At 39.7% G+C, this 26,901-nt stretch carries 24 protein-coding genes and 1 pseudogene; 11 read left to right on the forward strand and 14 right to left on the reverse strand.

Annotation, left to right across the window (positions count from 1 at the left end; genetic code table 11):
* The 11 genes from QZ620_RS06355 to QZ620_RS06405 form a co-directional block, all read right to left on the reverse strand.
* A partial coding sequence (locus QZ620_RS06355; RefSeq protein WP_295180130.1) for a SulP family inorganic anion transporter occupies positions 1 to 356 on the reverse strand: 356 nt, incomplete at its 3' end.
* A 93-nt stretch (positions 357 to 449) separates the two neighbouring features.
* Complete coding sequence (locus QZ620_RS06360) at positions 450 to 740, reverse strand: hypothetical protein (protein ID WP_295180132.1); 291 nt, start codon at positions 738 to 740, stop codon at positions 450 to 452.
* Positions 741 to 817: 77 nt separating this feature from the next.
* Positions 818 to 1,567 (reverse strand): tetratricopeptide repeat protein, encoded by a 750-nt coding sequence (locus QZ620_RS06365; protein WP_295180134.1) that lies wholly within the window; start codon positions 1,565 to 1,567, stop codon positions 818 to 820.
* Position 1,568: 1 nt separating this feature from the next.
* Positions 1,569 to 3,326 carry a BatD family protein gene (locus QZ620_RS06370; protein ID WP_295180169.1) on the reverse strand — a complete coding sequence of 586 codons (1,758 nt, stop codon included), beginning with the start codon at positions 3,324 to 3,326 and terminating at the stop codon, positions 1,569 to 1,571.
* Positions 3,327 to 3,372: 46 nt separating this feature from the next.
* Positions 3,373 to 4,248, reverse strand: a complete 876-nt coding sequence (locus QZ620_RS06375) for a tetratricopeptide repeat protein (RefSeq protein ID WP_295180135.1) — start codon at positions 4,246 to 4,248, stop codon at positions 3,373 to 3,375.
* Positions 4,238 to 5,299 (reverse strand): VWA domain-containing protein, encoded by a 1,062-nt coding sequence (locus QZ620_RS06380; RefSeq protein ID WP_295180136.1) that lies wholly within the window; start codon positions 5,297 to 5,299, stop codon positions 4,238 to 4,240. The genes QZ620_RS06375 and QZ620_RS06380 overlap by 11 nt, the downstream gene beginning before the upstream one ends.
* Before the next feature lies 1 nt (position 5,300).
* Positions 5,301 to 6,305: a VWA domain-containing protein gene (locus tag QZ620_RS06385; RefSeq protein ID WP_295180137.1), complete on the reverse strand. Its 1,005-nt coding sequence runs from the start codon at positions 6,303 to 6,305 to the stop codon at positions 5,301 to 5,303.
* Positions 6,305 to 7,936, reverse strand: coding sequence for a BatD family protein (locus QZ620_RS06390; RefSeq protein WP_295180138.1), 1,632 nt, complete (start codon positions 7,934 to 7,936; stop codon positions 6,305 to 6,307). Before QZ620_RS06390 ends, QZ620_RS06385 begins: the two co-directional genes overlap by 1 nt.
* A gap of 3 nt (positions 7,937 to 7,939) precedes the next feature.
* Entirely contained in the window at positions 7,940 to 8,806 is an 867-nt protein-coding gene (locus QZ620_RS06395; RefSeq protein WP_295180140.1) for a DUF58 domain-containing protein, read from the reverse strand.
* Positions 8,807 to 8,876: 70 nt separating this feature from the next.
* Positions 8,877 to 9,878, reverse strand: coding sequence for a MoxR family ATPase (locus tag QZ620_RS06400; protein WP_295180171.1), 1,002 nt, complete (start codon positions 9,876 to 9,878; stop codon positions 8,877 to 8,879).
* Between the two features lie 155 nt (positions 9,879 to 10,033).
* Positions 10,034 to 10,882, reverse strand: coding sequence for a DUF4382 domain-containing protein (locus QZ620_RS06405; RefSeq protein ID WP_295180142.1), 849 nt, complete (start codon positions 10,880 to 10,882; stop codon positions 10,034 to 10,036).
* 160 nt (positions 10,883 to 11,042) lie between these two features.
* Between QZ620_RS06405 and QZ620_RS06410 the strand changes: the two genes are divergently transcribed.
* From QZ620_RS06410 to QZ620_RS06430, 5 genes are all read left to right on the forward strand, one after another.
* The gene (locus QZ620_RS06410) at positions 11,043 to 11,792 is read left to right on the forward strand and encodes an SDR family NAD(P)-dependent oxidoreductase (RefSeq protein ID WP_295180144.1); all 750 of its coding nucleotides are present in this window, start codon (positions 11,043 to 11,045) and stop codon (positions 11,790 to 11,792) included.
* A 16-nt stretch (positions 11,793 to 11,808) separates the two neighbouring features.
* A complete protein-coding gene (locus QZ620_RS06415; RefSeq protein ID WP_295180146.1) occupies positions 11,809 to 12,945 on the forward strand; it encodes an ATP-binding protein in 1,137 nt (378 codons plus the stop codon).
* Between the two features lies 1 nt (position 12,946).
* Positions 12,947 to 13,672 carry a metallophosphoesterase family protein gene (locus QZ620_RS06420; protein ID WP_295180148.1) on the forward strand — a complete coding sequence of 242 codons (726 nt, stop codon included), beginning with the start codon at positions 12,947 to 12,949 and terminating at the stop codon, positions 13,670 to 13,672.
* Between the two features lie 167 nt (positions 13,673 to 13,839).
* Positions 13,840 to 14,844: an acyl-ACP desaturase gene (locus tag QZ620_RS06425; RefSeq protein WP_295180150.1), complete on the forward strand. Its 1,005-nt coding sequence runs from the start codon at positions 13,840 to 13,842 to the stop codon at positions 14,842 to 14,844.
* 86 nt (positions 14,845 to 14,930) lie between these two features.
* Positions 14,931 to 15,479: an autotransporter outer membrane beta-barrel domain-containing protein gene (locus QZ620_RS06430; RefSeq protein WP_295180152.1), complete on the forward strand. Its 549-nt coding sequence runs from the start codon at positions 14,931 to 14,933 to the stop codon at positions 15,477 to 15,479.
* A 145-nt stretch (positions 15,480 to 15,624) separates the two neighbouring features.
* On the opposite strand, the pseudogene QZ620_RS06435 reads toward QZ620_RS06430, so the two are convergent.
* The 3 genes and pseudogenes from QZ620_RS06435 to QZ620_RS06445 form a co-directional block, all read right to left on the reverse strand.
* Positions 15,625 to 15,729: pseudogene (locus QZ620_RS06435) on the reverse strand (DUF1232 domain-containing protein); the annotation flags it as partial.
* 376 nt (positions 15,730 to 16,105) lie between these two features.
* The gene (locus QZ620_RS06440; protein ID WP_295180154.1) at positions 16,106 to 17,659 is read right to left on the reverse strand and encodes an aldehyde dehydrogenase family protein; all 1,554 of its coding nucleotides are present in this window, start codon (positions 17,657 to 17,659) and stop codon (positions 16,106 to 16,108) included.
* A gap of 60 nt (positions 17,660 to 17,719) precedes the next feature.
* Positions 17,720 to 18,262, reverse strand: a complete 543-nt coding sequence (locus tag QZ620_RS06445) for a 3-hydroxyanthranilate 3,4-dioxygenase (protein ID WP_295180156.1) — start codon at positions 18,260 to 18,262, stop codon at positions 17,720 to 17,722.
* A 126-nt stretch (positions 18,263 to 18,388) separates the two neighbouring features.
* On the opposite strand from QZ620_RS06445, the gene QZ620_RS06450 reads away from it, so the two are divergent.
* From QZ620_RS06450 to QZ620_RS06475, 6 genes are all read left to right on the forward strand, one after another.
* Positions 18,389 to 19,456 (forward strand): isoaspartyl peptidase/L-asparaginase family protein, encoded by a 1,068-nt coding sequence (locus QZ620_RS06450; protein ID WP_295180158.1) that lies wholly within the window; start codon positions 18,389 to 18,391, stop codon positions 19,454 to 19,456.
* A gap of 143 nt (positions 19,457 to 19,599) precedes the next feature.
* A complete protein-coding gene (locus QZ620_RS06455) occupies positions 19,600 to 20,445 on the forward strand; it encodes a phospholipase A (protein ID WP_295180160.1) in 846 nt (281 codons plus the stop codon).
* 145 nt (positions 20,446 to 20,590) lie between these two features.
* Positions 20,591 to 21,073, forward strand: coding sequence for a transcriptional regulator (locus tag QZ620_RS06460; protein WP_295180161.1), 483 nt, complete (start codon positions 20,591 to 20,593; stop codon positions 21,071 to 21,073).
* Positions 21,074 to 21,095: 22 nt separating this feature from the next.
* The gene (locus tag QZ620_RS06465; protein WP_295180163.1) at positions 21,096 to 22,223 is read left to right on the forward strand and encodes an efflux RND transporter periplasmic adaptor subunit; all 1,128 of its coding nucleotides are present in this window, start codon (positions 21,096 to 21,098) and stop codon (positions 22,221 to 22,223) included.
* A 22-nt stretch (positions 22,224 to 22,245) separates the two neighbouring features.
* On the forward strand, positions 22,246 to 25,377 hold the full coding sequence (locus QZ620_RS06470; RefSeq protein WP_295180165.1) for an efflux RND transporter permease subunit: 3,132 nt from the start codon (positions 22,246 to 22,248) through the stop codon (positions 25,375 to 25,377).
* Positions 25,378 to 25,385: 8 nt separating this feature from the next.
* Entirely contained in the window at positions 25,386 to 26,783 is a 1,398-nt protein-coding gene (locus tag QZ620_RS06475; protein ID WP_295180167.1) for an efflux transporter outer membrane subunit, read from the forward strand.
* Positions 26,784 to 26,901 lie beyond the last annotated feature (118 nt).

The following is a 26,901-nucleotide window of genomic DNA, read 5'->3' on the forward strand; positions in this document are numbered from 1 at the left end:
ATACCTGTAAGCATTCCTTTAATTACCGAGTTTGGGAAATAATACCCAATAATACCTGCTTTTAGAAGTCCGAATCCAATTTGGATCGCACCACCAATCACTACAGCCAGGAGTAAATTCTCATAACCAATATTAGTGATCGCTGCAAGAACGATGGCTGCTAGCCCTGCTGCAGGTCCACTAACTCCAAGGCTTGAACCACTAATGGCTCCAACCACTATACCACCAATGATACCGGCAATTAAACCGGAGAACAATGGTGCACCACTGGCAAGGGCAATACCAAGACACAAAGGAATGGCAACAAAAAACACGACAATACTTGCCGGAAAATCTTTATTTAAATGCTTAAACATATATAATATATTATATCAGGAAGAACTCCTGTAATCTTAAAATTGAATAATAAATGGGTTCACGAATTTATCGTGAATATAGATGTGGGAGTATTATGCCAGTTTCGGTGGTGGAGAGGTAATGGAAAGAAAGACCTTATACCTGCTTTCTCTGTAGTTATGTCCATCCTGCTTTCTAATTTGAAGATAATGGATGCTTTTGTAATTAGAATCCATCTCCTCAATAGTATATTCCAGGCTGATCTGGTTTTTGGAAGTACTTTCCTCTTCGTTCACATTATAGGCAATAGAAATATCAACATTTCTGTCGATCAAAGCAATTACGCTTGGAGTACACAGAAAAGCTGTAAATATAAAAGCCAGGATGTAAGAGATTTTCTTCACAATTGCAAAACTAACGCAAATTTCAGAATTAAATAGAAGACTCTAATACTGAATTGTTAAGGTTTTATCAAGATTATCTATAGTTTCTTGATATTTTGAGACTTAACCCAACCCTGAGCTCCGTTAGAAAGTTCAATTTTTGACCATTCCTGAAAGTCTTCGAGAACTTTCGCCTTGGTACCTTCATGAAGCTCGTAGCTGGCTTCTCCACGTAAATTAGGCTCATCCCGCACCTCTACAACTTCCTGGTATATGATCGCATATTGGTTGTTTTCGACGTAAGTTTCCTGCTGAAAGGCAAATATTACCGAAATAATACAGGCAATTACACTTAAAGATGCAAAACCCAGAAATAATCGCTTCTGAAGAGAGCTTCTGGAGAAAAAGTATAGTAAGAACAACACAACAAACATCACCGAAAATATAATGGCAAAAATTGCCCATCCGGAAGCAGTATACTTTGAGATCATGTTGTCAAAAGAAGCTGAAAGTCCAGTTTGCTCAACCTCATCAATATCATCGATCGCCATGTTACGAGCAAACTCGATGTTATTCTTAATATCTTCATCTTTTGGTTGAAGCTGAAGTGCCTTTTCAAAATAATAAATACTTGGCGCGACATTATTCAATTTATAATGAGCGTTTCCAAGATTGTAATAAACCTCTGCTGAAGCTTCACCATTTTCTATGATCTTCTCGTAACTAGAGATAGAAGCTTCAAATTCTCCATTTTGATAAGCTGCGTTCGCTTTATCAAAAAGTTCCTGATTCTGGGAAAACCCAAGAATGGAAACAAATAGAAAGATAAGAACAGTTACTTTTCTCATGTTATAGTTGTTTATCCAGGGTTGAAATTACTCGTGCTGCTTTTTCGTAGTCCTGCTGCATAGCGTCTGATGATGCCGGTGTATAACGTGCAAATTCGCAACTGGATAAAAGCGATATAAACTCTGTTGTAGTTTGCTCATCAACCTGCTTCTCGCTAAGTATTTGCTGAATTCTATCCTTACTCATTTCACTGGTGGTAATTCCAAGTTTTGCTTTTAGATAATTATGCATCGATCTTTCCAGTACAAGATAGAATTCCTTCTGATCTCCTAAATTCCTTTTTGCTTCTGAAAGATATTTTCTGGCCAGTTTATCTGCTTTTCTAATTCTGTTTCCGCTAACATCTGCGGCTCTTTTATCTCTTTTTCTTCCGAAGAGAATAAACAGCGGAATCGCTGCCAGCGGAAGTATCAAAGCCGTCCAGAAACCAGCGGAACCAAAGAAACCTGAATCGTCCAGAGGTTTCAAATTAGTACTAAGCTTAATAAATCTAAACTGACTGTCATTGAAAGCAACCGGCTGCTTATTAACTCCGGAATTGCTCATAGTATTAGATCCAGCCAAAGGTCCGCTATCAACGCTTATCAGCATTTCATCTGAAGTATGCGTGATATAAGTTTCGCTTTTTGGATCGAAATATGAAAAGGACAATGCCGGAATTGGATATTTCCCTTTTCTGGTTGGTATGATCGTATAGGAATTTGAAATACTTCCCTGCATTCCGTTCAAATTCGTGTTTACATTTTCACGACGTTCCGGATCATACATTTCCAGAGATGAAGGAGCGGTTAGTTCTGGAAGATCGAATAACTTCAAATTTCCGTTTCCTTTTACCTCAACTTTGGCCTGCAGACTTTCACCTGCATTGAGCTCGTTTTTACTACTACTTACGCTAAAATCAAATTTCCCTACAGCTCCGGTAAAATTCTCCGGCGCATTCGTAGGCAAAGCTTTCACCTTGATCTTCTTATTATCTGCCGCCACGGTTTTATTAACCGTTTTGTAGATCCTGCTTCCAAAAATATCGCGGCGTTCGCTAGGAACATCCACCGCCACAGATAATGTAAGTGGCTCAATATTTAATTCACCTGTTTTTTGAGGATAAAGAATTGCTTTTTTTAGCACTACGTAACGGTAAGGTTCTCCTCTATACTCTCCATTTTCTGCACGCAGCTCTTTGATGTTAATAGTTTGGCTCCAAAAGTCACTATACTTTGGACTGTCCATTTCTTTCCAATTGCTTACACTAATTCGCGGACTCACATACAGCTTATAAACCACGGTGATCGCTTCATTTAAATAAGGATTCGACTTTGAAACCTCTGCGACCAAATGCAAATTATCTTCCACTGATAATTCAGTATTATTCCCATCAGTAGGTTTGTCGACCGCCGCGGTCACTTCTATATCTATGGGTGAAGTTTTATAGATCTTGTCATCGATAACGATCTCAGCCTGTCCAACAGTAAGTGTTCCACGCTTTTTCGGCTGGAGATAAAAGCTGTAGGTCTTGGAATAAGCCATTTTCCCGTTCAGGATGCTCGTACTAATCTTTTGATTAGGTCCACCAACCACGGTAAAGTCTGAAAAGGTAGGAGCATTAAAATTGTCTCCATCTTCGTTCATTTCGAAATCAACCCGAAGCCGTTCATTAATTCCCAGCTTCTCCCTGCTAACCTTTGCTTCAAAGCGCACCTGCGCCTGGAGCAAACCTCCGGTGAACATCAAAAAACTTAAAATCAATAATTTTGTTTTCATCATTATCTATATCAACGCAATTTTTAGTCAGAAATTTCAAAAATTCTTACCAATCCTTTTCAGCTTTAACCTTCACACCCTTAGCCTTCTGGGCATTAATTTTATCCTGGACTTTCTTTTCTTCATTATTCATGGCTTCCAGTAAACTTTGGATTTGTTGAGGAGATAGCTGACCCTGAGCCGGTTTTGGCTTCTGCTGCTGCTTTTCATCACCCTGGCCTTTATCCTCTTTTTTCTCGTCGCCTTCCTGCTTTTCCTTATCCTCGTTTTGATCGCCTTCTTTCTTATCCTTTTCGTTCTCTCCCTCGTCCTTAGGCTTTTGATCCTGCTTTTCGTCTTCTCCACCTTCACCATCGTTATTCTGATCTTTCTGATCCTGGTTCTGGTCTTCGTTTTCTTTATTATCCTTCTTATCCTGATTCTGATCGTTGTTTTGATCTGGATTTTGCTTTTCCTCTTCCAGTTTTTTCTTCGCTAAGGCTAGATTATAACGAGTTTCATCATCGGTTGGATTATTCCGAAGCGCATTTTTATAAGCATTTACAGCTTCCTGATAATTTTTTTGCTGCATATATGAATTCCCAAGATTGTGGAAGATCTGGTGTTTTTCATCTTTGCTTACAGCGATTTCTGCAGCTTCTTTTAAACGCTGTTCTGCATTCAGGGATTTTTCCTTGGCGTGATACAGGTTTCCCATATTATACTTCGCCTTCATATTAGAAGGATCCTTCGCAATGGCTTTACGGTAAGAAGCTTCAGCGTTCGCAAATTTATTTTCTGAAAGAGCTTCCTGTGCTTCCACAATATATTCGTTGGATTGCTGCTGAAGTTTCTCCTGATCTTTCTGCGCGAGAACTGTCACTATTCCGAAGTGGAACAGTAAAATACTGAGTGTGATTTTAAAACCTGTTTTATGCTGCATCGTTCTTCTCCTTTTTCCTGCCACCTTCATTAAAAAGATTCAGTTTTTTTAACCAGGCGGTGCTTTTCTCCAATACAAAAATATCTAGAAAAAATAATGCCAAAGCTATCCCCAGAAACCACTGAAATTGAGATTCATAGTCGGCAAACTGCTTGGCTTCAAATTCTGTTTTTTCTATATTCTGAAGCTGCCTTAAAACTTCATCAACTACATCTCCAGTAACATTACCTTCGATATAGGCACCTTCAGTAGCATCTGCAATCTCCTGAAGGGTTTGAGGATTCAACTTTGTGATAACCGTTTCATTCTGGTTATCTTTCTTATAATTCTGAATAACCCCGTTACGTTTAATTGGAATTGGCCCACCTTTCTCGGTTCCTACGCCTATGGTAAAGATACGAATCCCATCTTCCGCAGCCTGTTCCGCGATATCCTCTACATTGCCTTCATGATCCTCTCCATCACTAATGATGAATAAAACCCGATTGGTCTGCTGATCATCATCATAATAGGTTGTTGCCAGTTCTATCGCATCGCTAATGGCAGTTCCCTGTGAGGAGATCATGTCTGTATTCAAAGCCTGCAGGAACATTTTGGCTGAAGAATAGTCGGTCGTAATTGGCAGTTGAGGAAACGCACCACCGGCATAAGCAATAATTCCTACGCGGTCACTTCCAAGATTATTCAAAATCTGACTTACAAGTTGTTTTGACTTCTCAATCCTGCTTGGCGCAATGTCTTCAGCCTCCATACTTTTGGATACATCTATGGCAAAAACGATATCAACCCCTTCCCGCTTTACAGTTTCCATTTTAGAACCTATTTTAGGATTGACCAGCGCTACAACAAGCGCAGCAATTCCTAGCAGGATCAACAAAAGTTTTAGAAAAGGTTTACTTCTGGATCGATCGGGAACAAGACTTTTTAAGAGGTGGCTATCAGCAAATTTTCGTCGCGTTCTTCTCTGCCAGAATACCAGTAGAAGATATAGCAAGATCACCAGTGGAATCACCAGCAACAACCAAAACCATATTTTTTCTTCTAACATCATATTAAACAAAGCTTCTAAATACTGTCATTCTTAATAGCACTTCCAGCAACAACAATCCACCGGCAAGTAACACCAATGGTCTGTATTTTTCATCGTAATTATAGTAACGAAATTCTTCAATTTCTGTTTTCTCCAGAGCATCAATTTCCTCGTAAATAGCTTCCAGCTTTTCATTATCGGTCGCTCTAAAATATTTTCCTCCGGTAGTGGATGCGATTTGAGTAAGCAATTCTTCATCGATCTCTACCGGCACATTTCCATATTGAAACCTTCCATTAGGTAGAATTGCGGTTGGGGACAAAGCCATCCCGTTGCTTCCTACGCCAATGGTATAAACCCTGATCCCAAACTCAAGTGCAAGCTCACTGGCGGTGTTAGGATCTATAAACCCGGAGTTATTCACCCCATCGGTAAGCAAAATAATTACTTTACTTTCAGCATCGCTATCCTTGATCCTGTTTACTGCCGTTGCCAGTCCGGAACCAATCGCAGTTCCATTCTCGAGTACATTATTATATTCAATTCCTTCCAGAGCATCCAGCACAATAGATTTATCGCTGGTAATGGGCGTTTTTGTAAAACTCTCTCCCGCATAGACCACCAGGCCAATTCTATCTGCAGGACGATCTTTGATAAATTCTTCTGCCACATTTTTAGTAGCCTCAAGACGCGTCGGCTGCAAATCTCTCGCCAGCATACTGGCAGAAACGTCTATCGCCATAACAATATCGATTCCCTGGGTACTACTGGACTGCGTAGAAACATCAACCGTTCTAGGTCGAGCCATCGCGGTAATGATCAAAGCCAGCGTAAGTAATCTCAATATAAAAAGTATCGGTCGCAGTTTGGGAAGCAAGCCAGATTTCCCTTTAAATCCTTTAGTTGAAGATATCTTGAGAGCAGCAGTTTGCTTATTTCGCTTCCAGATATACCAGCCTATTGCCAACGGAAGCAGCAATAGTAACCAGAAAAATTCCGGATTCTCAAAATTGAAATTTGCAAACATTATTCTTTCAGGTTATTTATTTCAACTGAATTGATGATCCTTTGCGAGATTTCTTCAGCATAGGTATCATCTTCATTGAAGATGACAATGATCTGTTCAAAACCACCTTTTTCAGCAAAATTCAGAATTACATATTTATTTGGGATCGCCTCTCCGGTAACAGGATTCTGAGCCCGGAGCGTTCCAAAAACCTTAAGACCTTTGGCGCCATTTAAGGTTGTAAATTCTTCCTGCTTCATGACGATATTCGTTGCACCCTGCGCTTCCAGGTTGGTGTAAATCCCATCAACAGCTTTTTGCAGATCAAATTGCACTTCTCCCTGGAATTTAATAGTGGTCACTGCGGAATAAAAATTGCTTAACAAGCTTCCGTAGATAAAAGTTTCAGAGCCTACCATCATGCGCTGCACATCTTCCGGCATTTCGATCTCACCTCGAACCAGTACTTTTGGGGTGGTCACCGCTACGCTAGGATTTCCATATTCACTGCGAATCCATTCACCTTCCAGCAATTCTTTGGTAGGATGTCCAATATAAGTATCCATCACATAGGTAATACCTTTGGTAGCTATAAGGGTAGTGACTCCTATAATTACGATAGCGGCACCAACCAGAACACCCAGAATGATCCTGCGTTTCTTACGTTTTTTGCGCTGTGCTTCTAAATATTCTTCGTCTTGTAGCAACTCTTCCTGTGTAGGTTGTGGGACCGCAGCGCGAAGGTCATCAATGATCAACTGAGTTTTAGTACGATCATCTTTAGCCGTAATAATATCTGGTTTGGAACGAGCAAACTTCGCCAGGTCGGCACGATTAAGAATTTTTTCAAAATTGCGAATGGTTTCTTCATTAAGATTAAGCTTTCCAGATTCGCGTTGTGCCTGCAGGTATAAAATCAACTCGCCGGTAGTTCTTTCCAGCCCATGATCGTAGATTTTTCGATCCAGGTATTTTCTCACGGCAAAACTTAACTGTGAATAGTATTCTCTAATCTCCCTGTTTTCAAGCAGTCCCGAACTGTCCAGTTGTTTGAGCTGCACCATTGCCTCTTCATATGGAGGCAGTTCGCGCACCTTATCATCAGATTTTCTTTTTCGTACAATCAGGTAAACTGCCGCACCTGCAATTGCCAGGATTGCCAGCAACCACCATAACCAGTCTGGAATACTGAATCCTGGTGAAACCGTTACCGAAGGTTTTAATGGATATAAATTCTGCTTAGTGGTATCGACGATGACATCTTTAACCTCTATAGCAAACGAATCTGTTCTGTAAGTACGATTCTGTATAAGAACTTCCTGAGAAGGAATCACATATTTGCCACTATCAAACTGGGTTAGAAAATATTCTTTAAGTAATTTATAATTTTCCTGTTTCCGAATGGTGTCAGGTTGCAGGCTTTCCACCATCTCCAGCGGTGAAAACGTTTCACCTTCAGGAAAAACAACTAAATCCTCAGGATTAGAATTCACTTCAATTTTATAGGTGATCTGCTCACCTATCCTAATGCTCGTTGAGTCTATGCTCGAAGTAACCTGAGCCGAGATATTTTGAAACAACAAAATTGCCAGAAGCCCGGGTAAGTTTCTTAGAATTAATTGGCGATATGTGGAGATTTTATTCAAGTCCATTCGTTAAGCTCTTCTTTTGAAATAGCCCAGTAGTTTCTTTACGTAATTTTCATCTGTCCGGTTATTAATAGTCCCCGCGCCACTTACAGAGAAGCTCTGTAGAAAATAATCCATTCGCTCCTGATAATATTTTGAATACGAATTGCGAACAGATTTAGAGCTGGTATCTACCGTGATATAATTACCACTTTCGGCATCCTGCATTTGTACAAGACCAAGATTTGGAATACTCTCTTCCATTTTGTCAAAAATCCTGATCCCGGTCACATCATGCCTGTTAGATGCAATTTTAAGGGTATGCTGATAACCCTCATTCATAAAGTCTGAAAGAATAAAAACGATCGCTTTTTTCTTCATGACATTAGACAGGTACTTCAATGCTCCCGTAATATCTGTTGCTGAATTGTCCGGATGGAATTCGAGTAGTTCCCGAATGATCCTTAATACATGAGAACGCCCTTTTTTCGGCGGAATATAAAGTTCGATCTTATCTGTAAATAACATCAAACCTATCTTATCATTATTTTTTGTTGCTGAAAATGCCAGTGTTGCAGCAATTTCAGTAACTACGTCCTTTTTAAATTGCTCGCGGGTACCAAAAAGTTCAGAACCTGAAACATCTACCATTAACATCATGGTGAGCTCACGTTCTTCTTCAAATACTTTTACAAATGGTTCATTATAACGTGCGGTAACATTCCAGTCAATATTTCTAACGTCATCCCCAAACTGGTAAGATCTTACCTCGCTAAAGGTCATTCCGCGTCCTTTAAAAGTAGAGTGATATTCCCCGCCAAAGACATGATCGCTCAGTCTGCGGGTTTTGATCTCTATTTTACGTACTTTTTTTAGGAGCTCTTTTGTATCCATCTCTTCCTTCAACAATGTTTATGAACCGGTAAATTTATTACCAATCTTCGGCCGTGCACGATCTTGATCGCTAAGGCACTTCGATTTCATTCACGATCTTGTTGATTAAATCTTCCGAAGTAATATTTTCAGCTTCGGCCTCATAAGTAATCCCAATTCTATGTCTTAGCACATCATGTACTACGGCACGAACATCTTCTGGCACCACATACCCACGACGACGAATAAATGCATAACATTTGGAAGCGATCGCAAGGTTGATACTTCCCCTTGGCGAAGCTCCAAAACTTATTAATGCTTTGATATCTGAAAGATTGTAATTCTCTGGAGTTCTTGTCGCAAAGATGATATCAAGAATGTATTTTTCGATCTTTTCATCCATATACACATCACGAACTGCACTTTGTGCACGCAGGATCTGTTCCAGACTTACAACAGGATTCACTTTTTCAAAAGCACCTTTGAGATTGGCGCGAATGATCAATTGTTCCTCAGCCATTTTCGGATATTTGATCACCGTCTTCAGCATGAATCTATCTACCTGTGCCTCTGGCAGCGGATAGGTTCCTTCCTGTTCCACCGGGTTCTGAGTCGCCATCACCAGGAATGGTTTGTCCAGAATAAAAGTCTCATCACCAATGGTCACCTGCTTTTCCTGCATGGCTTCCAGTAATGCCGACTGCACTTTTGCCGGAGCACGGTTTATCTCATCTGCAAGTACGAAATTCGCGAAAATTGGTCCCTTTTTTATACTGAAGTCATTCTCCTTCATATTATAGATGAGGGTTCCCACTACATCTGCAGGTAGAAGATCTGGTGTGAATTGCACCCTGCTGAAGCTTCCATGAACAGCCTGAGACAAGGTGTTTATCGCAAGAGTTTTCGCCAGTCCCGGAACCCCTTCTAAAAGGATATGTCCCTGGCCTAAAAGGCCTATTAGCAAACGTTCGACCATATGACTCTGCCCTACGATGACTTTGTTCATCTCCCGGGTTAGCAGGTCTACAAAAGCACTCTCTCTTTCAATTTTTTCGTTAATACTGGCTATATCAACAGATGAATCGTTTTCCATCATGATTTTTCGGATTTTGATGTCGTGAATATACGTACAACATGTAAGCGTCGCAAATTGTTATTTTATTGGATTTCCGTTGGTTAAAAAAAGGTTAAAATAGAAAAGGCAGTACCTTGAAGCACTGCCTTTTCTAATTCATATGTTATAAAAACCTATAGCTCTATCTCACCAAGATCTGTAGTTTCGTTTGGACGAACTTCCACATCACTTACGGTATAAACTGTAAGACCTGAGGAAATCTGAGGTGTGATCTTCACATCATAAGTTCCGGCAGGTACTCCATTCAGTGCAAAATCACCATCATTGTTTGTGTATGCCGATACTGTAATACCATTTCCAGTAAGTACAACCAGTGACTGTACATCACTGCTTAAAGCGGCAGGAACAACAGTTGTTCCAACTACCATTCCGGCGTTGGCCTCTGCACTCAATCTAATAACAGGCTTAAGGTTATAACCTCCATTTCCTGTCTCTACAATTGATTGTTCAACATCAAAGTCAAGAAGAAATGCATAATTTTCACCACCTTCTAAACGCTGATTCAATTGTAATTTAAGACCAGATTGTTGTGCACTTGGAGTATTTAAAGCTTTAGTCTCTCCATCTACAACCACTGTGTTATCAGGTCCTAAGATCAATCTCATCTGCCCTACATAACCTGCTTCAATTTCAGTATCTGCAAGTAGTTGTGAAACTCCGCCAGTAAGTTCAAGTAAGTCGTAGATCCCTGTGTTTACATCTTCCACAGTCACCCATTCGCTACCTTCTGTTCCATCATCATCGGTCGCATCCAGATCATCATCGGCTTCAAGCTGGATCTCAATTCCCTGTACATCGATAAAAACAGCGTCATAATCTCCAGGAGCATCTGTCATTCTAATGCTTAGATTAGCCATTTCAGAAGAAGATCCATCAGAATCATCATCATTACAACTTACAAGTCCAACAGAAATTAGCGTTGCGACAAGTAGGCTTTTAAAACTTACACTTAAGTATTTCATATACTGATTTTATTTGGTTCAGCGAGAGAACGGCAATACTTGTGCTAAATTTCAGCCTTTGAAGCGATTTAACTCTTTTTAACTCAACTTAACCACGCTTTAATACACGAATACCTAATGCTAAGTAATACTTTCTTACTTTAGAAAATAAATTTCAAATATGAAAACAGCCCTTATAACCGGCGCTACAAGCGGTATAGGAAAGTCTACTGCCATACGCTTTGCAGTGGAAGGATTTAAATTGATACTTTGTGGTCGACGACTGGAAAGACTTCAGCAATTACAGCAGGAACTAGCTGTAGAAACCGAGGTACATATCCTCAACTTTGATGTAAGAAATCGACAGGAAGTATTTGATAATATTGAAAGTCTTCCGGAGCAATTCAGGCAGATTGATATTCTCGTAAATAATGCTGGAAATGCACATGGACTGGACCCTATACAATTTGGTGATATGGATGATTGGGACAATATGCTGGATATCAATGTTAAAGGTCTTTTATACATGAGTAAGGCGGTCATCCCGGGAATGATGGAAAGACAATCTGGTCATATTATCAATATTGGTTCTACTGCGGGAAAAGAGGTATATCCAAATGGAAATGTATACTGTGCCAGCAAACATGCGGTGGATGCCATCAACCAGGGAATGCGAATCGACCTGAACGGTAATGGAATTAGGGTTGGCGCCATAAATCCCGGACTCACCGAAACTGAATTTAGCGATGTAAGATTTAAAGGAGATGCTGCTAAAGCTGATAAGGTTTACCAGGGTTTTCAAGCCTTGCAACCTGAAGATATTGCAGACATTATTCACTTTACAGTTACCAGACCTTACCATGTAAACATTGCCGACCTTACCGTGATGTGTACAGCACAGGCCAGCAGCACTATTGTAGATAAAAACTAGCGAATAGAATTGCGTCATGATCAATAAAAGACTTCTTATTAAAAATCTGCTGGCTCATAATGATGAGAATAGCTTTTACGATAAGAAGCGGCAATTGAACATTGGCGAACGGGAAGGAAAAGCGAAATTCCTGAAGCATATCTGCGCGCTTTCCAATTCCAATCCTGAAAACAATTCTTATATCGTGATTGGAGTTGAAGATGAGGATAGCAAAATAGTAGGCATTGATTTTTTTGATGATAGTAAAATTCAGAATTTGATCAACGCTTACCTCAGCAATCCTCCGCGAATATCTTATGAGAATATTCCTTTTCCACATTTACCAGATCACCTGGTGGTTGGACTCGTCACCATCAGGCCCAATCATGCTAAGATCTGTTCCTTCAGAAAAAATATCTGGAAGTATTACGGAGGGTCCATTTTTATGCGGGATGGAAGTATCTCCATGCCTAAGGTTTTTGATATAGAAATTCATGATGTAAACTCAGCTCAGGTAGCATCTATCGAAAATCATTCACACAATAATATAGAATACACTTTAGACGGCGTATTCGATTTTATGCGGAAAAGAAAGGATTATAGTCCTAGTTACAAGGTATTCAAAGAATATTTTGTGGTATGCTGGGCAGGAAGGGAGAAAAAGATCAATCAGCAATCCTATTATTCCCGGGTAGATATCGAGTTGATTAACGAGCAGGTGAAACTATTCTATTCTGCTCTTGACGAGGTGAGTATTATTCAGAATGAAGACAGTTTTAAGATCCTGGAATACGTACATCTGGGGTTACACGATCAGTTTAAGTACTATCCTTTAGAGGAAGTTACCATCAGTTTCGGTAATAACGGAAGCTATGAAATTGAAAGTAATGTTATTTTTGAAGCTCCGAAATTCGATAAAAAGACGTTATATCATATTTATAATACCAATCGCAGTCTTGTGGATAAATTAAAGAACGGTATTGATCTTAATACTGAAGATCTTAAGGATCTGCGGAATTTACCGTCTACCTATTTACTTTGCTATTTGAACAATTTTTCAGATGCATTGGATAAACTTGAAGGCGCCCGACCTTATCTAAAGAATTTTGGAGCTGAATATTACCAGTCCTACAAAGACAGTATGAGAATTTTAAGAAAAGTAAAATATAATTAAGATGGCAAGAACATTCGCTATTGGAGATCTACATGGAGGAAAGAAAGCGCTAATTCAGCTATTGGAACGAATCGACCTGATGCCTGAGGATACCCTGATTTTTCTGGGTGATTATGTAGATGGCTGGAGCGATTCTGCAAATACGGTTACTTACCTCATCAAACTTGCCCAGCAGAACAGCTGTATTTTTATTCGTGGAAATCATGATGATCTTACACAAAAGTGGCTTGAAGGTGGAGAAATGAACGAAAAATGGCTAGAACATGGTGGCCAGTCGAGCATCGATGCTTATCGCACTTTTACTCCTGAACAGATCGAGGCTCATATTCAATTCTTCAAGGATACGCTGAATTACTACCGACATGATAATCGGTTATTTGTTCATGCCGGCTTTACAAACTTACATGGTCCAGATTATGAGTATTCAGACAAAGGCTTTTACTGGGACCGGACTTTATGGGAAATGGCATTAGCTATGGATCCTTCGATCAAACCCGGTGATATGTTCTATCCAAAAAGACTTGCTCATTTTGATGAAATATTCATTGGACATACCCCGGTGACTAGATTTGGTGAGACAACACCTGTGAATAAAGCAAATATCTGGAATGTAGATACTGGAGCAGCTTTTAAGGGACCAATTACAGCAATTAATGTTATTACCAAAGAAATCGTGCAAAGTGACCCGGTTTATACGCTATATCCTGATGAACAGGGCAGAAATTAGCATTCATTTACGATAGCTTCTCTATCCTTATTCATATCTTTGAAGTTCAAGTTTTTGAGGTTATAATTCGCAAATTTTGAAGTTTTAAAAAAAATTTGCACGTTTATTGTAATTTATTGAACAAACAGGCTTTAATTAGCACTCGAAAATCTACAAAGAACTACAACATGGCAATGGATAATATACGTTTAGAAGTAATGAATACGGTGGAGAAATCTGTACAGGGTTTCATCGACAAATACCTTATCCCGGTGGAAGACATCTGGCAACCTACAGACCTTCTACCAAATCTTCAAACTGAAGATGGTTTTGAAGGTGTACACCAGATTCGTGAAGAAGCTAAAGAACTGGGGTATGACTTCTGGGTGGTTTTAGTAGCCGATATGGTGACTGAAGAAGCTTTGCCTACATACGAATCCTGGTTAATGGATATGGAAGGTGTAAAACAACATGATGCCAGTAAAGGAGAATCCAATTCATGGGCTAAATGGGTAAGACACTGGACTGGAGAAGAAAACAGACATGGTGATACGTTGAATAAATACCTTTACCTCTCTGGTAGAGTAGATATGAAAGAGATCGAAAAAACGACTCAGCACCTAATTAGTGATGGTTTCGATATTGGAACCGGGAGAGACCCATATAGAAACTTCGTTTACACCAGCTTCCAGGAGCTGGCTACCAACATTTCTCACAAACGTGTAGGACAACTGGCTAAGCAAAAGGGAAATAAGATGCTGGCTAAAATGTGTAACATCATTGCTGGGGATGAAATGAGACATTACATGGCTTACAGAGAATTTGTAAAGACCATTTTCGAACATGATCCAAGTGAAATGATGCTGGCTTATGTAGATATGATGAAAAAGAAGATCGTAATGCCTGCTCAATTTATTAGAGAATCTGGACAGGGAATTGCTGAAGCTTTCGAAAACTTTTCAAATGCTGCCCAAAGATTAGGAGTATATACTACTATGGATTATATCGATATTCTGAAGAAGTTAAACGATTATTGGGAAATTGATAAAATGCGTGGTCTTAATGACGATGCAGAGAAAGCTCGTGACTACCTGATGGCCCTGCCAGAAAGGATGACAAGAATCGCTGGTAGAATTGCAGTACCACAGGATCCTCATACATTTAAATGGGTTTCCAACAACGGAATGCTATAATTGAAATTCCATAAAAAATATAAACCCTGCGTTCACTTGCAGGGTTTTTTAAATCTACAAATGCTACAAAGCACTAAAATAACCATATGAAAAAGTTAATTTTTGCCCTTACTTGCCTGGTCGCTACCAATTTTACACAAGCACAGAGCACAGAAAAAAATAACGAGATTAAATTGAATATCGCTAATACCATTGCGATCGCGTCTGTTGAGTTTGGATATGAAAGATTCCTGGATGATCATCAATCTATCGAAGGAATGATCCTGATCAATGATCGTATCAACTATCATTCTGAAAGTGGTTCCAGAAAATTTGAAACCAATAGTTTTAAAGTTGGTTATAACTACTATTTTGGAGAAGAATACGCCGCATCTGGTTTATATGTAAATCCATTCCTGAAGTACAGAAGTGGCGAATTTAGCGAAGCTGCTCCAGATGCAGAATTTAATGGTGATCTAATAACAGATATGAATTCCTTTATCATTGGCCTTGGTGGAGGATACAAATGGAATTTCAATGATACTTTCGTAATAGGACCTTTCGTTAATATAGGAAGAAATTTTAGTGATGAAGTGAAAGACAGGTTCTCTGCTATCGAATTCAATGCAGGTTTAAATATTGGCTATAGATTCTAATATTAAATTTCAAGATAAAAAAAGCCGATTCTCGCGAATCGGCTTTTTTTAATTCTGGGTTTTTGAATTAGCTAAGTTGCTTAAAGTTTTGTTTCCAAACCTTATAAGTTGCCAGATCTTTCTCCATTAAATTCAGACAGAAAGCGATTACTGCTGCATCATCTAAATATCCAAGTACCGGTATAAAATCCGGAATAAGGTCTATTGGAGACAATACATATAAAAGTGCCGCACCGGCCGCTGCTATGATATTAAATGGAATATCCCTGTAATCCCCTTTGGCATAATCTTTAACCAAGGAAAAAAGGATCATCGCATCATCCAGATAACGTTTCAATTTTCCTTTAGTTTCGAACTTATTGAGAATTTTTTCCTCTTCATCAATCACCTTTCCTACATCATCTTTAGAAAAGTCTTCCGTTCTTTTCTGGTGTTCCTTTTCAGCCTGTTCTTTTGAAAATTCGCTCATAATTTCTTTTGGTTTCTAATCCTCGAAAATAAAGATTATCTCAGCCTGATTCAAAATTGGGTCGCGTATTTAAGTATGATTTAACGATTTACGGTCAAGCATAACATAAAAAAACCCGCTTTCTAAGGATAGCGGGTTTATAATTAGTTTATAATGATTACAAATCAAACTTGATTCCCTGAGCCAGTGGAAGTTCAGTAGTGTAATTGATCGTATTCGTTTGTCTTCGCATGTATACTTTCCATGCATCAGAACCTGATTCGCGACCACCACCGGTGTCTTTTTCTCCTCCAAATGCTCCACCAATTTCAGCACCCGAGGTTCCAATATTCACATTAGCAATTCCACAATCTGATCCTTCCGTAGAAAGAAAACGTTCAGCTTCTCTCAAATTGTTTGTCATAATCGCAGAGGAAAGCCCCTGTCTTACTCCATTTTGTAATTTCAGCGCATCACTTACATCCCCGGAATATTTCATAATGTACAATACCGGTGCAAAGGTTTCGTGCTGTACGATCTCAAAATCATTCTTAGCTTCCGCAATTGCCGGTTTCACATAACAACCGCTTTCGTAACCCTCACCTTCAAGCACACCACCTTCAACCAAAATGGTTCCTCCTTCTTCCACAACTTTCTTCAAAGCATGCTGATAATTTTTTACGGCGTCCTTGTCAATTAGCGGTCCAACATGATTATTTTCATCAAGTGGGTTCCCTATCCTTATCTGCTTGTAAGCGCTTACGATAGCATCCTTTACTTTATCATAAATATCTTCGTGAATGATCAATCTCCTGGTCGAAGTACAACGCTGTCCACAAGTTCCAACTGCTCCAAAAACAGCTCCAATCACCGTATTTTTAATATCTGCATCTGGTGTTACAATGATCGCATTGTTTCCACCAAGTTCCAGCAATGTTTTTCCTAATCTTCCAGCTACTTCCTTAGCTACAATTTTCCCCATTCTGGTAGAACCTGTAGCCGAAATTAATGGTACACGTTCATCCTTAGTCATCATTTCGCCAACTTTGTAGTCTCCGGTGATCAAACAGGAAATACCTTCAGGCACATTATTTTCCGCAAATACTTTAGCTGCAATGTTTTGACAGGCCACAGAAGTAAGCGGAGTTTTTTCTGAACCTTTCCAGATACAGGCATCGCCACAAACCCAGGCCAGAGCCGTATTCCATGACCAAACTGCTACCGGAAAATTAAAAGCTGAAATAATTCCTACAACTCCAAGAGGATGGTATTGTTCGTACATGCGATGCCCAGGGCGTTCACTATGCATGGTCAAACCATGCAATTGTCTTGAAAGCCCCACTGCAAAATCGCAGATATCAATCATTTCCTGAACCTCACCAAGACCTTCCTGGTAGGATTTTCCCATTTCATAAGAAACAAGTTTCCCTAGTGGTTCTTTTAATCTTCTAAGTTCATCATTAAACTGTCGTACAACTTCCCCACGCTGTGGTGCTGGCCATGTTCTCCATTCCTTAAATCCTTTGGCAGCTGTTGAAACTGTTTTTTCATAATCCTCACTGGTGGTTGCTTTCACTTTCCCGATGAGTTCACCATCAACTGGTGAATATGATTCAATGATATCTCCATTACTAAACCAGTCTTTACCGGTAGATGTTCCGTTATTTACGTCGTTTAAACCTAAATCTTTCAGGGCTTGTTTAATCCCGAATTCTTCAGCGATTTTGCTCATTAAATTGCGTTTTTATCGATTATTTTGTGTAGTTATTGCGAAAATAGTAAAAATAAACGGCTATTCCTCCGGTGCTGTGAATCGTTCATCGGCAGGCATTACTTCACCACAATTTTCGCAAGTACGAAGTTCCTCACTATTATAAAAATGTTTAAAATGCCTTAGAAAATCGGTTTCTATGTCGTGTAAAGGGAAGTAAACCTCATATAACTTGTGATTGCAATTATCACAAAACCAAAGCAAACCGTCCTCACCAGCTTCATTAAGTCTTTTGCGTTCTACTACCAGGCCAATGGAACCTTCCTTTCTTTCAGGTGAATGTGGCACTTTCCCGGGATGCAAATACATATCGCCAGGACCTAATTTCATAGTTCTCTTTTTACCTTCGTCCTGAATATGAACCTCGATCTTTCCTTCAAGCTGGTAGAACAATTCTTCTGTTTCATTATAATGATAATCTTTCCTAGCGTTCGGCCCGGCAACGATCATGACAATATAATCGCCAGATTCTCTATATAAATTCTTATTTCCTACGGGAGGTTTTAAGTGCTCGCGATTTTGATCGATCCACTTATTCAGGTTAAAAGGTCCTTCTACAGGCATATTTCGATTTTTTCTAAAATTACTGAATACTACGGAAAGCTTTAGAACAACATCTATTAAAATTGAATTAAGAGTTTGCTTCAGAAGTCAATTTGAAATTTTATAACTTTCAGACAAATACGACCTATGAAAAAACTCCTACTCTTATTCAGTTTTGTCACTTTACTTTCCTGTGATCAGAATTCAGAAAATAAATCAGAAGTTTCAACTTCAGCAGAAGAAAATAAAACTACAACCGATACAACACAGAATTTTGGAATTGTGATCCATGGTGGTGCTGGTACGATCCTTAAGGAAAATATGAGTGATAGTCTGGAACAGGCCTACAAGGATAAGATGGAAGAGGCAATTAGAACGGGTCACGAAATTCTGGCCAATGGAGGATCGGCTGTGGAAGCTGTACAACGAACCATAAATATTATGGAAGACAGTCCGCTATTTAATTCGGCAAAAGGGGCAGTATTTACCAACGAAGGAATCAATGAACTCGATGCCTCGATCATGGAAGGAAAAAATCTAAATGCCGGGGCGGTTGCCGGGATTACAAACGTTAAAAACCCTATTAACCTGGCTTTTGAAGTCATGGAAAATTCAGAACATGTACTATTATCTGGAAAAGGGGCTGAATATTTCGCTAAAGAAAGAGGACTCGAAATTGTTGACCCTTCATATTTTTATACTGAAAACAGGTTTAAAGCAATGGAAAGAGCAAGAAACCGCGAAGATAACAAGACTGCTTTTTACGACCCTTTCGTAAAGGATGAAAAGTTTGGAACTGTAGGATGTGCTGCGCTGGATAAAAATGGAAATCTTGGAGCTGGTACTTCAACGGGAGGAATGTCTAACAAAAAATATAACCGGATCGGGGATTCTCCCATTATTGGAGCCGGAACCTATGCGAACAACGCCACCTGCGCAATTTCCAGTACCGGCTGGGGTGAGTTCTTTATTCGCGGAGTTGTAGCCTATGATATTTCAGCACTGATGGAATATAAGGGTATGAGTCTGCAGGAAGCTGCGAGTGAAGTTATTCAGAAAAAACAACCAGCTTTGGGCGGTAATGGTGGGATCATTGCTATTGACCACAAAGGTAATGTGGCGATGGAATTTAATACTGAGGGAATGTACCGTGCGAGCATGAATGCGAAAGGTGATCTACAATTGGGTATCTACAAAGAGAATAACACCGATTAAAATATATCGTTTTGAAACTTACAAAGCTCCTGGAATCTGGAGCTTTTTTCATTTAGTTATATATCTGTATATGCATCAAATTAGATTTAACGCGAACTAAGAGCTACCTTTGTACCCTTAAAGATTCCCTACAAAGTCCTAATATGATGTCATTTACAAAAAAGATCGGCCTTTTAAGCCTTATCGTTCTTATATTTTGCGATTCTTCAAATGTCAACGCGCAACGAATGTCTCGTGAGGAAGTTAATGACACCATCAAAAGCATGCCTTCATTTAGTAGTTATCATGACAACTATCTGATAAGTGGGATACCCACGAACAAGTCGGCAAACAAGATGAATTCTGATATCAAATATCAGATCAGTTTTAAGCAGCTAATTTCCCGGGCAACCCTACCTCTTAACAGCTATTTGTTCGTGAGCTATACACAGAAAGCTTTCTGGAATATCTATGACAAATCCAGTCCTTTTGAAGAGATCAACTTTAATCCTGCTGTGGGAGTTGGGACGCCAATATTCGATAAATCCAATAGAATTATTGCCCTGGCAGAACTGCAGCTGGAACATGAATCTAATGGAAGAGACAGTCTGGCTAGTAGGAGCTGGAATAGAGTTTCAGGAATGTTTCATACTCCACTGGGAAGGCGCACTATGCTAAGCGCGAAAGCATGGGTTCCTTTTGCTTATACCGAAAATCATCCTGATCTCCTGGATTTTGTTGGTTTAGCTGAAGTCAAAGTACAACAGACCTTTTTCAGAGATCTATTGATTGGCGAGGTGACGGTTAGGAAAGGATTGAAAGATTGGAAAGGATCTGTAGGTACAAAGGTTTACTACAAATTATTCAATAATTCCGGAAACCAGTATTTAATGCTGGAATGGTTCGCTGGTTATGCTGAAAGTCTTATCGATTACGACAAGTATACCAGTATGGTTAGAATTGGTTATGTTATTAAATCTACAGACCTCAATATCTTGCGAACAAAATAATCTTCCCGTAGGTTTTGCTTTTCAGAAATTGGGGCAGACCATGGCTATCATCTAAAAACTAAAATTTTTAACGAACATTTAAGTTTGATTAGTTCGGTTCATTCAGAACCAACTGTATCTTTGCAAGCTCATTTAAAATAATTGCATGGATTGTTGTTCACCAGAAAAACGAAAACTAATCGAAGAGATCGGGGTTCATTTTGAGAAAATACATAATCTCGCTCCTTTATCGGCAAGGATCTACGTCATTATGATCCTATCCCCTAACGACGGTCATACATTTGATGAGATCATCGACATCACCCAGGCGAGTAAAAGTTCTGTTTCGACACAACTTAATTTACTGCTACAAACTAAAAAAGTAGAATACTTTACCAAATCCGGGGATAGAAAGCGCTATTTCAGGGCAAGCAGAACCTATCTCAAGAATACCCTCAACGACGAAATGAACAGGACGAAAGAAGAGATCAGGGTCGTTGATAAAATTCATGAGTTCAATTCAACCTATAATAAAGAGAAGTTCAAGAGATCTGGCGGTGTAGGCCGTATATATATGGATCATTTAAAATTGCAAAAAGAAAACCTGGAACGTACAATCGAACAAATGAACCAGGAACTGGAAAATTAATTATCGAAGAAGAAAAACAGAAATGAAAAAATCGTTATCAATCTCAGGTTTATTCGTCCTATTATTAGTCCTGGCAGGCTGCGGGAATGAAGGAGAATCACAGGCTCAAGCTGCAGCCCCGCAAGCAAAACCATTTCCGGTAACAGAGGTTCCCCAAAGAACACTTACTGGTTATACCACTTATCCCGTTAAGATCGAAGGGATCATTAATAGTGAGGTTCGTGCAAAGGTTTCCGGGTACATCACAGATGTTCTGGTAGATGAAGGACAGGAAGTAAAGAAAGGTCAGTTACTATTCAAACTCGAAACTCAATCTCTTAACCAGGATGCAGCTGCAGCGAAAGCTAACGTTAATGCTGCCCAGGTAGAAGTAGACAAGCTAAAACCTTTAGTGGAGAAGAACATTATTAGTAACGTTCAGCTGGAAACAGCAAAAGCAAAACTGCAACAGGCGCAAAGTAGCTACAATAGTGTTGCTGCAAATATTGGTTACGCCAATATCAAAAGTCCGGTAGACGGTTATGTTGGTTCCATAAGACTTCGCGAAGGTGCATTGGTGAGTCCTACCAGTACTCAACCATTAACCACCGTGAGTAATATAAGTAAAGTCTATGCCTACTTTTCCATGAATGAAACCGAATATCTTGATTTTCTGAAAGAATATGAAGGGGAAAAAGTTCAGGATAAGATCAATAATATGCCGGAAGTAGCACTGAAGCTTGCCAATGGAACAACCTATTCTGAAAAAGGTAAGATCGAAACCATTAATTCACAGGTAAACGAAAATACAGGTTCTATCTCCTTCAGAGCAGTTTTTGACAATCCTTCGAGACTTCTTTCCAATGGAAACAGCGGTAAGATAAGAATTCCTAAGACCTACGAAAATGCATTGATAGTTCCGCAGGAATCCACCTTTGAGAGACAGGGCAACGTTTTGGTCTATAAGCTTGGAGCCGAAAATAAGGTGAGCAGTTCCACCCTGGAGATCATAACGAGCATAGATAATTTGTATGTGATAAAATCTGGAGTAAAACAGGGAGATACCATTGTAGCGAAAGGGCTGGCAAAACTACGACCAGATACCGAAATAAAGCCTCAACCAGTCGCTTTCGACAGTGTGGCTAAGCCTATTGAAAAGGTATTCAGATAAATTTTCAGGAAAAAGAAACGTTATGCTAAAGACATTTATAGAAAGACCCGTACTCTCTACGGTGATTTCCATCATTATCGTGATCCTGGGGGTACTTGGTCTTTCCAACCTTCCTATCACGCAATATCCTGACATTGCACCACCAACAATTACCGTGAGCACTTCTTATCCAGGTGCTAATGCAGAAACGGTACTGGAAAGTGTGATAATTCCTATTGAAGAACAGATCAACGGTGTGGAGGGAATGACCTATTTAACCTCAACGGCTACTAATAATGGTACTGCAGAGATCACAGTTTATTTCGATCAACAGGTAGATCCAGACATTGCTGCGGTAAACGTACAAAACAGGGTGGCCCGTGCAAACCCTCTATTACCTGCAGAAGTTAAACAAACCGGTGTAACTACCCAGAAACAACAAACGAGTGCACTAATGTTCTTTTCTCTTTTGAGTAAGAACAAGGATTTTGACGATACTTTTATTCAGAATTACTTAAAGATTAATGTAATTCCTGAAATCCAAAGGGTAAATGGTGTTGGGAATGTTCAGGTTTTTGGAAGTAAGGATTATGCCATGCGAATCTGGCTACAGCCTGATAAACTCGCAGCATACAACCTTGTTCCAACAGATGTGATCGCTGCTTTGAATGAGCAGAGTCTGGAAGCTGCTGCCGGTTCTCTGGGTGAGAATGACGGTAAAGCTTTTAACTACACTATTAAATACAGTGGTAGGTACAATACTGAGGAGCAATACAGCGATATCGTGATCAAGGCTCTTGGAAATGGAGAATTTCTAAGACTTAAAGATATTGCTGAGATCGAACTCGATGCTCAGAGTTATAGCGGAAGCTCCATGACTAAGGGATATCCTGCGGTAAACATGGGTGTTTTCCAGACCAAAGGTTCCAATGCTCGTGATATCATCCTGGAAATCGAAGACCGACTGGCAGAAGTTGAAAAAGATCTTCCTGAAGGTCTGGAGATCTATGTACCGTACAATACTAACGAATTTCTGGACGCCTCGATCAACAAGGTGACACATACCCTGATAGAAGCATTTATACTTGTTTTCCTGGTTGTATTCATATTTCTACAGGATTTCAGGTCGACCTTGATCCCGGCCATTGCGGTTCCGGTATCTATTATTGGTACTTTTTTCTTCCTGAACCTTTTTGGATATAGTATCAACATATTAACCTTGTTTGCGCTGGTGTTGGCTATCGGGATTGTGGTAGATGATGCCATCGTGGTGGTGGAAGCCGTCCACGCGAAACTGGATGAAGGTGCTAAAAGTGCCAAACAAGCTACTACCACAGCCATGAACGAAATTTCTGGAGCGATCATCTCTATCACCCTGGTTATGGCAGCAGTATTTATTCCGGTGACATTCATTAAGGGACCAACTGGTGTGTTCTACGAGCAATTTGGAATCACCTTAATCGTAGCAATATTTATTTCTGCAGTAAACGCTTTGACCCTGAGCCCTGCTCTGTGTGCATTATTTCTGAAGACTCATGACGAAAAGAAAAATGGTAAGAAAAGTTTCCTTCAGAAGTTCTATGATGGATTTAACCGCGGATTTAATGCGACTATTGAAAGATATGGAAGATCGCTGAAGTTTCTCTACAAGAACAAATGGGTGACCGCTTTGATCCTTATCCTCACGATTGGTGGAATCTGGTGGTCTGCTTCTACAACTCCTTCAGGGTTTGTACCAGATGAAGATCGCGGACTTATATTCGTAAATCTGGAACTACCAGCAGGTGCTTCCATAGACAGAACCCAGGAAGTTAATGATCTCCTGTACCAGAAAGTGAAAGACATTGAAGGTATTCAGGGAGTTTCAGTAATTGCCGGTAGAAGTTTAATTAGTGGTGCAGGAAGTAATTATGGACTTGGATTCATTAAACTGGATAACTGGGAAGAGCGTGACAGCGATGAATTATCTGTTCAAAGCATTACAGGAAAGTTGTTCGGTGTTGCGGCAACCATCCCGGAGGCGAATATTATTTTCTTCTCACCTCCCAGTATTCCCGGCTTCGGAAATTCATCAGGATTCGAAGTGAATTTACTGGATAGATCTGGGGCTGGTTTTAATGAGTTGGATGAAGCCAACCAGGAATTTATCAGGAAACTTTCTGAAAGACCTGAGATTCAATATGCACAAAGTTCTTTCAATACCAATTATCCTCAATACGAACTGGAATTGAATGTACCCTTAGCTAAAGAAAAAGGCGTTACGATAAATGAAATATTCAGTACCCTTCAGGGATATATTGGAGGGGTTTATGCTGCCGATTTCTCTAAATTCGGAAAACAATACCGGGTTTACGTACAGGCTTATCCTGAAGATCGTGCACAAAAATCTGATCTTAATAAGCTTTACGTTCGTACGTCTTCCGGAGAAATGAGTCCAATAACACAGTTTGTGAATCTTAAAAGAGTTTATGGACCACAATCTGTAACCCGATTCAACCTGTTCAACTCTACTAAGCTCAGTGGTGCGACCAATCCAGGTTTTAGTTCAGGAGATGCGATTACAGCAATCGAAGAAGTTGCCAGCACACTTCCTGAAAATTATACGACTGCTTACAGTGGTCTAACCCGGGAGGAAGTAAACGCCGGAAACCAAACGACCACGATATTTCTATTATCCATTGTGTTCGTTTACTTCTTGCTGGCGGCACAATATGAAAGTTATTTATTGCCGTTTTCAGTGCTGTTCTCATTACCTCTTGGAGTTTTTGGTGCTTATATCACCACAAAATTTTCAGGATTGCAGAACAACATATATTTCCAGATCGCATTGATCATGCTGATAGGTTTACTTGCCAAGAATGCAATTTTAATTGTGGAATTTGCGTTGCAACGAAGACGACAGGGAGAATCGATCGTAGATGCAGCCATAGATGGAGCAAAATCCAGGTTAAGGCCAATTCTTATGACCTCTTTTGCCTTTATCCTTGGATTGCTACCGCTTGTACTTGCTTCAGGAGTTGGTGCAGAAGGAAACCGTTCTATTGGTACAGGTGCTGCCGGAGGATTATTAATTGGAACTATTCTGGGAGTCTTCGTAATTCCTATCCTGTTTATTCTCTTCCAGTGGTTGCAGGAAAAAGTAGGTAAGAAACCTGAAGCTGTTGAAACTAAATAAGATTGAAAATGAACGTATTATATAACATGAAATTTGGTCTGGTAGGAGTTGTACTCCTTAGCCTTCAATCCTGTTTTGTTGCTAAAGATTACGAACAACCAGAGGTAATTGAAGAAGCGAACTACAGAACCGATGAGATAGACCAGGATAGTTTGAATATGGCAAATGTCTCCTGGAAGGAGATGTTTACAGATCCGATCTTACAGGATTATATTTCTAAAGGCCTTGAAAATAACATTGATATTCGCGTGGCAATGCAACAGATCAATGCTGCGGAAGCTTACGTAAAACAAGGTAAAGCTGGTTATCTTCCAACTCTGGGAGCTAATGCTACCTTTACTCACCAGGAACTTTCTCAAAATAGCCAGTTTGGTAGTTTGTTTAGTTCACTGGACCAGTATCAATTAAGTGCAGATCTTTCCTGGGAAGCAGATATCTGGGGTAAGATTAGAAGTAGAAAACGTGCTTTCGATGCCAGTTATTTGCAAAGTATAGCGGCACATCAGGCAGTGAAAACAAGGTTGATCTCAGATATAGCTTCAACCTACTATCAATTGCTGACCTTGGACGAGCAGATCGCGATTACTGAAAGAACGGTGGAGACCAGGGCGAATAGCCTTGAAACTACAAAAGCTTTAAAGGAAGCTGGAACTCTTACTGAAGTTGGGGTGCAGCAAACTGAAGCGCAGCTATACACCGCAAAAGCTATCTTGATAGACCTTAAAAATGAAGCAAGATTACTTGAAAATACACTTTCTATACTTCTGGGTGAAGCGCCGATGTTGATTGAAAGGTCCAACCTGGACGAGCAGGAGATCACGACAGATCTTAATATTGGTGTTCCGGTACAACTATTACGTAACCGCCCAGATGTCATTGCCGCGGAATATAATCTGGTGAATGCATTTGAATTGACCAATGTTGCGAAAAGCAATTTTTATCCTTCGCTTACTTTGAGTGCAACTGGTGGATTACAGGCTTTAGATAAAGGAGATCTTTTTGATCCTAATTCACTTTTCGCTACCGTAATTGGCGGTTTGGCTCAGCCTATTTTGAATGGAAGAGCTATTAGAACTGAATATGAAGTATCACAGGCAGAACAGGAACAGGCCAGACTTGAATTTAGAAGAGCGATTCTAACGGCGAGTAAAGAAGTTTCAGATGCCATGTATTCTTACGAGGCTGCTTCAGAAAAGATCGATGTAAAACAGAAAGAATTCAAAGCTTATGATCTTGCGACAGATTATTCCGAAGAGTTACTGAATAATGGGCTTGCCAATTACCTTGAGGTTTTAACGGCAAGACAGAATGCCTTAAATTCCAGTTTAGATCTTGCTAACGCAAAGTACAATCAATTAAAATCAATTGTCGATCTTTACGAAGCCTTAGGTGGCGGCTGGAATTAATTAAAATTTAGTTTTTTCATAGTTAGTTAGTTGTTGGTTGATAGTGACCTCAGGCTTTAGGGTTTGAGGTCACTTTTTAAAATTATAATATGCTTAGAAAATTACAATCCCTTTGTTT

This window comes from uncultured Christiangramia sp., from assembly GCF_913046405.1.
In the GTDB taxonomy this organism is placed as follows: Bacteria; Bacteroidota; Bacteroidia; order Flavobacteriales; family Flavobacteriaceae; genus Christiangramia; species Christiangramia marina.